At 41.8% G+C, this 8,661-nt stretch carries 6 protein-coding genes; all 6 read right to left on the bottom strand.

Features of this window, described 5'->3' with window-relative positions; translation table 11 throughout:
* Nucleotides 1-2,176 (bottom strand): BspA family leucine-rich repeat surface protein (locus D1151_RS07010; RefSeq protein ID WP_161908424.1); only part of this gene is annotated, 2,176 nt, incomplete at its 3' end.
* A 53-nt stretch (nt 2,177-2,229) separates the two neighbouring features.
* Nucleotides 2,230-2,712 (bottom strand): hypothetical protein, encoded by a 483-nt coding sequence (locus tag D1151_RS07005; protein ID WP_161908423.1) that lies wholly within the window; start codon nt 2,710-2,712, stop codon nt 2,230-2,232.
* Nucleotides 2,713-2,750: 38 nt separating this feature from the next.
* A complete protein-coding gene (locus D1151_RS07000) occupies nt 2,751-3,263 on the bottom strand; it encodes a hypothetical protein (protein WP_161908422.1) in 513 nt (170 codons plus the stop codon).
* A 24-nt stretch (nt 3,264-3,287) separates the two neighbouring features.
* Entirely contained in the window at nt 3,288-3,791 is a 504-nt protein-coding gene (locus D1151_RS06995) for a hypothetical protein (protein WP_161908421.1), read from the bottom strand.
* 57 nt (nt 3,792-3,848) lie between these two features.
* Nucleotides 3,849-4,895, bottom strand: a complete 1,047-nt coding sequence (locus tag D1151_RS06990) for a hypothetical protein (protein WP_161908420.1) — start codon at nt 4,893-4,895, stop codon at nt 3,849-3,851.
* A gap of 66 nt (nt 4,896-4,961) precedes the next feature.
* Nucleotides 4,962-8,661 (bottom strand): VaFE repeat-containing surface-anchored protein (locus D1151_RS06985; RefSeq protein ID WP_161908419.1); only part of this gene is annotated, 3,700 nt, incomplete at its 5' end.

The raw sequence follows: 8,661 nt of genomic DNA, 5'->3' as shown, positions 1-8,661 counted from the left end.
CCGCTTGGCTATATCCCATATCGTCTGGCACAAGATAGAGTGCACCCTTTTCCGGGTTTGTATTTCTGGCAAATCCATTCCATTCGCCCTCTTCGGTACAAGTCTGCACACCGTTTATGATTAGCTCACCGTAAACTTCCGATGAACTATTAAACATATTGCTAATGTCACATGCTTCTGGAATGGTAAAGCTGTCAAATCGCACCGCGCCGCTGCTCATAAACATACCGCTTAAATTTGCTCCACCTGGGAACTTCCAGTTTTCAATTCCGGAAAGCTCTATTGGGGTTGTTGCGCCCATGCAAAGCCAACCAAACATGTTATGTGCGTCCTGCACATTTGACATATCCCAATTTCCCAATCCTGCAATTTCTTCTACAGTAGTTTCTCCAAACATTTCAACTGTAGCAATTACATTTGACATATCCAGAAGAGATACATCAATCGAAGATACATGCATGCCGAAAAACCAGCGTGAGGTATTCACAGGTGAAATTTTGCTGCCAACTTCTATAGATGTTATATCATCGAGCCAGCTCCATGGTACGCCATTGCCGGCTATGTTGTAATCATTTTTTGCGCCGTCCCATGCTGGATATTCCTTTTTTATTGCGCCATGTGTAGCTTCATTAGCACCTTGGTCTTTTAAAAGTTCATTGATGATTAAGGTACCATCTGCGTAAAGAACTGTTCGACCGACAACTTGATCGTCGTTTAAATATATATGGCCTTGTGTCTGGTCGCCAGAAAGACCATACTTGTCAATAGTTTCCTGCGCCCAGGTCAATGTTGCTGCGTTAGTTGGTGCGAGATATAAGGCTCCTCCAGTTCTATTTGCACCCCATGCAAGGTTAATATCTCCACCATATTCAGAAATAGGCATACCATCAATTTTTAGGGTGCCTTTTACATTATCAGCAAAGTTAAACATGCTATCAACAATACAGCCGCCCGGAATTGTTAAAAGGCCAATGTTATATTCTGATACTAACGGAGTAATGCCTGTTATTCCCGACATTGAAAACATACCGCTCAAATTTGCGTTACTATTGAATTTCCAATTTTCAAGGCCTAAGAAAATGACTTTGTCCGCAGATATTTTAAACTGACAAAATATGTTTCGCATGTTCGTAACATTTGATACATCCCAATTCGATAAATCTATAGTTACATTCTTGGTATCTGTACTTGCGCAGCCTTCAAACATGCTTTCCATGTTCTCCACATTACTAGTATCAATACATTCAATGCCTGGTATCTCTACTGTTCCTGCTTGATTACCAAAAAAGTAAAACATTTTTCTCATGTTTTTAACTTTGCTTGTATTCCATTTATTAAGACCAGAAAGGACGACTGATGTGGCCCGACTGCCTACACTGTCAAACATTTCAGTCATGTTTTCGACATTTGAAGTATTCCAGCTTTCTAAACCTGAAATCAATATACTTCCAGTCGCACTTTGACCTGTCCATTGAAACATTCCCTGCATATTTGTAACGCAGCCAGTATTCCAGCTTTCTAAACCTGAAATCGTTACATCGGAAGCAACGCTCCCGAAGTTATAAAACATCATCTCCATAGTGGTGACCTTTGAGGTATCCAGATTTGCTAGTTCTGCCCTAATAGCGTTCGTACAATCAAAAAACCACTTTGAAGTGTCAACTGGAGATATTTTACTGCCTATTTCAACTGCCTTTATATTGTAACGAAATTTAAACCATGGAACCCCGGTATCTCCGAAGACATAGTCGTTTTCTTCGCCATCCCAAGCTGGATACTCTTTAGTAACAGCACCATGGGCAGATTCATTAGCTGCACTATCTGCTTCCAATTCATTGAGTATTAAAGTGCCATCTTCATAGAGGACTGTTCTAGTTCCATCAGCTGTGGTAACTCTCGGAGCTGCCTTTTTTGGCTTTCCAGAGGATTCCTGAGATACTTGCTCAGAATCGGCTTCATCATCTGTTGCCTCTACTTGGTCAGAATCTTGAGTCTCAGATAAACTGGTATCATCCACGTCATTCATTACAGTATCTTCTTGATCTTCTTGCACTGCGTCAATGAGAGTCTGCTCCATATAGCTATCCAGCTCTTCTGCAAAGGCTGGAACTGCCATTGCTAAAAGCATGGTCATAGTAAGCAAAAGCGAAAGCCATCTCTTAGATTTCTTTTTCAACGTTTTTCCTCCTTCCTATATAAAAGGGCGCCCCGATAGAGGCACCCTACTCGTTAGTCATTTAGATAAAGGTCGATAATCGTGTTAGTTTGTCCGATTAGATCTTTATCCATATCGTAGCTATAAATCTCTGCCGTTGCAGTGTTTTTGCCTTGTTGCAGAGCTGACGTATCAATAACATCTGCCTGTACAATATCCCCGGATTTAATAAGCCCGGAGTTATAAACGTAGGTATCTCCTACTTTAATTCTACATTGTAGCTGCCTTCCTTCATTGAGATTTGCAAAAGCAAGATCCTGCATGGTATCCTCATAAACCTGTACCGCTGAATTGATACGGATTCTCACTTGTCCACCGCTTGTGTCGCTTAGCTCCTCATTTGTCTGCACAATAACAGCTGTTTTGCTGGTCTCAAGGTCATCTGAATGCAGGGCATGAAATAGTCCTACTCCCAGCATAACAACTGCAATCAGCAAAACTATAATCAGTATTTTTTGTTTTTTGTTCTTTTCGTTTGTATTTTCTGTACTTTCCATTACGTTCCACCTTTCTGCTCATAGTAATAACGGATTGATTACGCCAGGCTTAAAGTCACCACGATGGTGGCTGCCTGTACATGGTTTACGGCAGTTGTTACAACGCCGGTTTTTCCTGTAAAGGTAATGTCCCTTGATGCACCGGCAGACACACTACTGTCAGCCTTAGCAAAAGTCGGACAAGTTTTGGTAATATCCCAAGTGGAGCTACCAAGTGTCGATGTTAAAGACAGCTTTTTAGCGTTAGCGTTTAACGCCTTAAAATCTGTTGCAGCATCAACTAATGTCCAGCCGGCCGCAGCAGTAGCGGCAATCTTATCGATATTGATAACGCCAGCAGCGCTGTTATTAGTAACGGTTACTTTGTCTACTGCTAAATCTGTAGAGTTCGCAGCGCCAGTCATATCAATGGATTCTGTTACTGTTACATCGATTGCTGTTGCCGGCACAGTCATATATGCTGCCACATTGCTGTCGTCTGCAAATGCAACAGCAGAGGTGCTAACCACCATAGTCAGTATGCATAAAATAGATAAAATCTTCTTTTTCATTTTGTATACCTTCTGTTCTTTCAATTATTCCACTACGGAAACAGTTGTAACAAAGTTGGCAACCTTAACATTTTCCTGTGCAGCAGTTACTCTACCAGTCTTACCAGAAAGTGGTACTGTAACTTTTTCGGTCGGGTTAATATTTCCTGCACCAGTGTATGCGCCTGTGGACATATCGTGAGTTCCAGCTGCCATGATGCCGATTTTCTTTGCATTAGCGCCCAGTCTTGCAAAATTGGTGGAATCAGCCACTACTGTCCATCCATTGTCACCGGTTGCTTCGATGCTTGCAGTCAATACACCGATTTTGCTGTTGTTGGTAACTTCCAAATCATTGGCAGTTAAGTCAGCAGAATCAGCAGTACCGGTGAAGATGATTTCTTCGGTAACGCTAAAGTCGATTGCTGTAGCAGGAACATTGATGTACGCCTGCGTGGTCTGCGGATTTGTTTCAGCGGCAAAGCAGCTTCCTGCAGTACCAAGTGTTAACGTAAGTGCGCACAGCGCTGTGATCATTTTCTTTTTCATTTTTGTTTTTCCTTTCGTTTTTAAAATTTAAGTATTTATATATTTTTTCGTGCCAGATTAGGCGGCACGTAATGGACTTTCGTTTATGTTAAACACTTCTTCCACCAATAACTGATAAGTCATTGGTGCTTTATTTTGCAACATTTTTGGATCTTTGATTAAAATATCAATGCATTCAGCGAGCCATTCCGCTGCATTGCTTGCATAATACGCACCGAGCTGCAATTTCTTGTTTTCCTGTATGAGATATTCCAGTTCATTTATGCTTTGTCCTGGCCACAAATGCCGACTAAGCGCATGTCCAATTTCATGATGCAGTGTATACTCCAAATTGTATGACGAGGAGTTTTCTTTTACATAGATTGTTGCCTTTGCTACTGCGGAAGTGGTATAACCACCATTGCCATTCGTTTCAAATGGTTCTTTTAGCTTCTGCTGTATATATATTTCGGCATCTCTTTTTACTAGACCGTCCCGCATATAGGACGGTAACAATGCATATTGCACGTAAAATCTGTTCCTAATCTGTTTTTGCTTCGCAGCAAAAAATTCCTTGCTACTGATATGCAGCGGGACATATGTCGTTTTTTTTACCTTCTTAACCGCTGATGACTTTTTCGAGATATATCCTAGCTTTCCGCTTACAAATGCTACATACCAGTTTTTGGTTTCACCGATGGTGTATATACTGACTTCATCTGTTCGTTCTTTTGCAGACGAAAGACTCGGTGATGCATACAGATACAACTTTGACGTTACCTCCAGCGCCTTAAAGCTGTAGGTCATCGTATACGCTTCTTTCGGCTTTTTCGTCGTCAACTTTGCTGCTGGAATATAAAAGGTTTTGCCAAAGTAAGATGTTTGATAATAGTAGTCCTTTTTTCCACCTGGCATGGTGGCATATACCTTTTTTCCAACCTTAACTTGCTGATTTTTACCCACTGGGCAAACCGCATACTTTGCGGTCTGATAGCCGTTACTATAAATCCATGTCTGCTGCTTTGCGTACATGGTTTTCTCGCTAGTTCCAGCAAATGTGATGCTTGCGCAGCACAGATTCAAAACCAAGAGAAAACATAGCAGTAAGATGATCTTCCTTTTCATCGTTTTATCTCCAACTAAAAGAGGACAGCTAAAAAGCTGCCCTCTAGGGTAATAACGGATATTCTTTTATTCTTTTCTCCTTATTTTGCGATAGATTTCAAATATGGCAAGTAGTGCCATCACAGCAAGGGCAATCCATATCAATAGATTTGCGGTATCGCCAGTTTTTGGTGTGATAGTCTCAACTGTAATGCTTGTATCATCGTAAGGATTCGGTCCTTTTGGTGGTGTCAACTCGACAGTACCGATTTTCTTTTTAAAGATCACTGTCTGATTCTTATCCTTGATATCCTTATGAACCGCAACTTCTTTGCCATCATATTTGAGACTTTCAAATACAACGGTTGCTTTTCCAGCAAGTGCAGATGCGTCCAGAGTAAATTCTAAGGTGACACTTCCGTTTGCGGAGTCTGCAACGAAGGTCTTTTCTGCGGTTATTTTTTTGCCGTCAACCAAGAGCGCCTTACCAGTTTCCTTGTCCATCAGCACGCCGCTTACGGTATATTCCTTGCCAGGGATCAGATTGTAGTATGTTACTTCGTCCTTAATTGTAACCTTTTTATCTGCATTAGAGATGTGATCTTCTGTCTCACTATCTGTTGCATTGGTTTTAATTTTGGGGAAGTAAATGGTCTGTCCCTCATCGGTAATATCCTTGTGGTCTGCTGCCAGCTTATCTTCCGGTGTATCCGGCTTACCGTCTTTATCGGTGTCAATATTTTTATATAACTCCTCAAATACAACGGTTGCCATATTTTCTAACTTGGAACCATCGAATGTGAATTCCATATCAACGGTGCCGGAGGATTTTTCCGGTGTGAACACTTTCTCGGCTGTTACAGGTTTGCCATTTGCCAGTAACTCTTTGCCGGTTTCCTTATCCATTAGCACGCCTTTTAAGGTGTATTCCTGACCAGGCGTTAACGCAGTATAAGATACAGTATCAATGATTGTGACCTTATCATCAGCTTTTGAGATGTGCTCATGAGTTTCACTGTCCTTTGCAGTTGTGCGAATAGATGGAGTATCCGGTGTCCCTGGAATATCCGGGATTTCCGGTACATCAGTCGGAATTCTGTCATTTTTGATGTTGTTTACAGTGATATTTAGCACGCCCGCATCGGTATTGTTTCTTGCATAGGTTTTAGCAGTGGTGTTTTTGATGTTAATCAGCTTCATTGTTTTGAGGAAATCGGCTGTTACTGGATTTCCGTCAACAGACAAGATGCTTTCTGTTTCCAGATTATCATCAACATAGCCGGAAGCGTCCATATAGAAGTTGCCTGCTGCATCAAACTGCACGGTGTAAGTAACGCCGTCAGCAAAGTTGATTACGGCTTTCGTAGCATTTACAGTGGTTTCAAAGACAAGGTTTCCGTCTTTATCTACCTTCTGAATCTTTTCTCCTTCTGGATCATCTGGATTTTCGACCATTACAGGTGTCTTTACAATGCGTTTCAGCGTAATACCATCTGCATAATCAGCAGAATCAATCGCCTTATCATCTACGGTTATGCCAGTTACAGTGCCTCTGGTAAAGGTAAGCTCTGCTGCAGCATAAGCATAGTCGATGGAAGCTGTAATTTCAGAAGTTCCAACTGCACTTGTCAGTGCCAGCTTCTTGTTTGCAGGCTGCACTACAGTAAAACCACCTTCACCCTTATCGGTGTTTTTAGGAGGTTCGTATTCATAAGCCACCTCGCTAAGCCAGTTCGTTTTAGTAACTTTCGGGCTATAGGTAACGATCGTCTTTGTACCTTCAACAGCTTTTGTTAAAGTCGTTTCGTTGCCAAGCTCTAATTCAGGGGCTGCACCACCATCGAAAGTTGCAGTATATGTTGTCTTAGTAGCTGCAATATTTAATGTGCTGCCGTTTGCAAATGTAACAGTGCTGCTCTTTCCTGTAGGAACCGTAACTTTCGTTCTGGTTCTGCCGTCCAGTTTTTCTACAACGACATTTTCTGTAGTCACTGACTGCAGCAGATCATATTCTGTGCCATCTACTTTCAGATTGTTCATCGGCTTACTGTACAGGCTTTCGATATTAACAATCGTCTGGTCGTTGCCGTCCTGCGTAACATAACCGCTTACTCCGATATCATCATAAGCAAAATCAATCTGATCCGCAGTCAAAATATCCACGGCGTCAAAATAGTATTTTGTTCCGTTCAGTTTATATCCTTCCGGTGCAGATAGCTCCTTAATATAGTATTTGCCAAGCGGCAACTTCACGATTGCTGTACCGCTGCCATCTTCTCTGGTTGTGATTGTACCAACTAAAGAGTCCGAGCCAATCTTCTTTGTATCAATTTTTTTCTCGGTTTTCGTTTTGGCAGTGATTTCTTCTGCAGAAAAAATACCAAATACAGCACCGGCACCTGGCTGGTACTCTTTGCTCTTGTATGAGGTTTCAAATAACTTAGAAAGGTCAACTTTTACACTGACTGCTGCGTTATCCAGTGTCGCTTCGTCCCAAATGAGAGGCGTATACTGATCCGCATACTTCAGTTCAAATTCTCTCCACTCGGAGCTATTTACATGACCGTTTCCGGATTTTACTTCCTGAACATAGTATTTACCAAGGGGCAGATTTGGCGTTGTTGCAATGCCGTTTTCATCAGTGGTAATTGTAGCAACGGGGCTGCCTAATGGATATACCATTGTGCCTTCAATGCTCTTAAACACGAGCTTACCGGCTTCTTCACCGTCATCGGTGCAGTTTATCGGCTGCAGGGTTGTTGTATCAGGGTATGTTACCTTAAAGCCGAGGTTTTCGTCCTTGTTATCAGTTACAATCACGATTTCATAGGATACTTCGTCTTTGCTTTCCGGGCTGACTTCATGACGGATTACCTTGACATAGTTTGATTCATCAAATACTCTGTCAAACTTTGTGTTATCCGGCGTCAGGTCTTTGCACCACTCAATCAGCTCTGTTTCTTCATCAGTTGTATATTCAATAGTAGGATACAGCTTTTCAACGGAAGTTGTATCTTCCGGCTTGCTGTCCACGCCAAAGTTATATAACTGGCTCTGTTTTACGTTAATGGTTGTAATCGTTTGGCCGCCCTGATAAATCATAGACGTTTTAATGCCGTTATTTACCTTAAAGTAAACAGGAGCTGCATCCGTCGGTGCAGCAGTAAATGTTGTGATATTGTCAGTTGTTTCATACTGATACGCATCAGAGTGCGTAATTTCCGGAGTTACTTTCCATGGGTTTGTTACTACAGTTTTAGCAATCTGTGCTGCATTGTCAGCAGCAGCATCTACAATCAGACCGTCAAAGGAGAACACAAAGCCGTCTGCACAGTCAAAGTGCTGAGACAGTGTGAAATCCCATTCTTGATGATAGGATTTGTAGAAGTTGCCATCCGCATCACAGCTTAGCCAGCGGCCCACGCCGCCATCGACAGCCCATACCATATATACTGCTTTACCGGATTCTGCATCATTTTTTGTAATCTGATACATATCAGCTTTATCAGTTTTTGTAAAACCTTCCGGAATTTTTTTCGGTGTATTTGCATCCTCAAATACGCCATCTTCATCGGATTCTACCCATTTCTTTTTGCCATTGTCATTTACATAAACCTTATAAATGGTTTTTGTAACCGGTTCCTTGGTTTCTTCATCAAGGATTGGATTTCCATCATCATCAACCTGTGGTTCTTCAAAGGTTGCCAGATACTTGTCAGCTTTCTTTACAAGTGTCCAGCCATCTTTGACCTCCGGATCTTTATCCTCGTTAAGAGGTACAACAAGT

It is taken from the genome of Emergencia sp. 1XD21-10 (assembly GCF_009936045.1).
Classification (GTDB): domain Bacteria; phylum Bacillota; class Clostridia; order Peptostreptococcales; family Anaerovoracaceae; genus Senimuribacter; species Senimuribacter intestinalis.
Note: the sequence above shows the minus strand (reverse complement) of the source record. Positions and strands in the feature narration are given on the sequence as shown.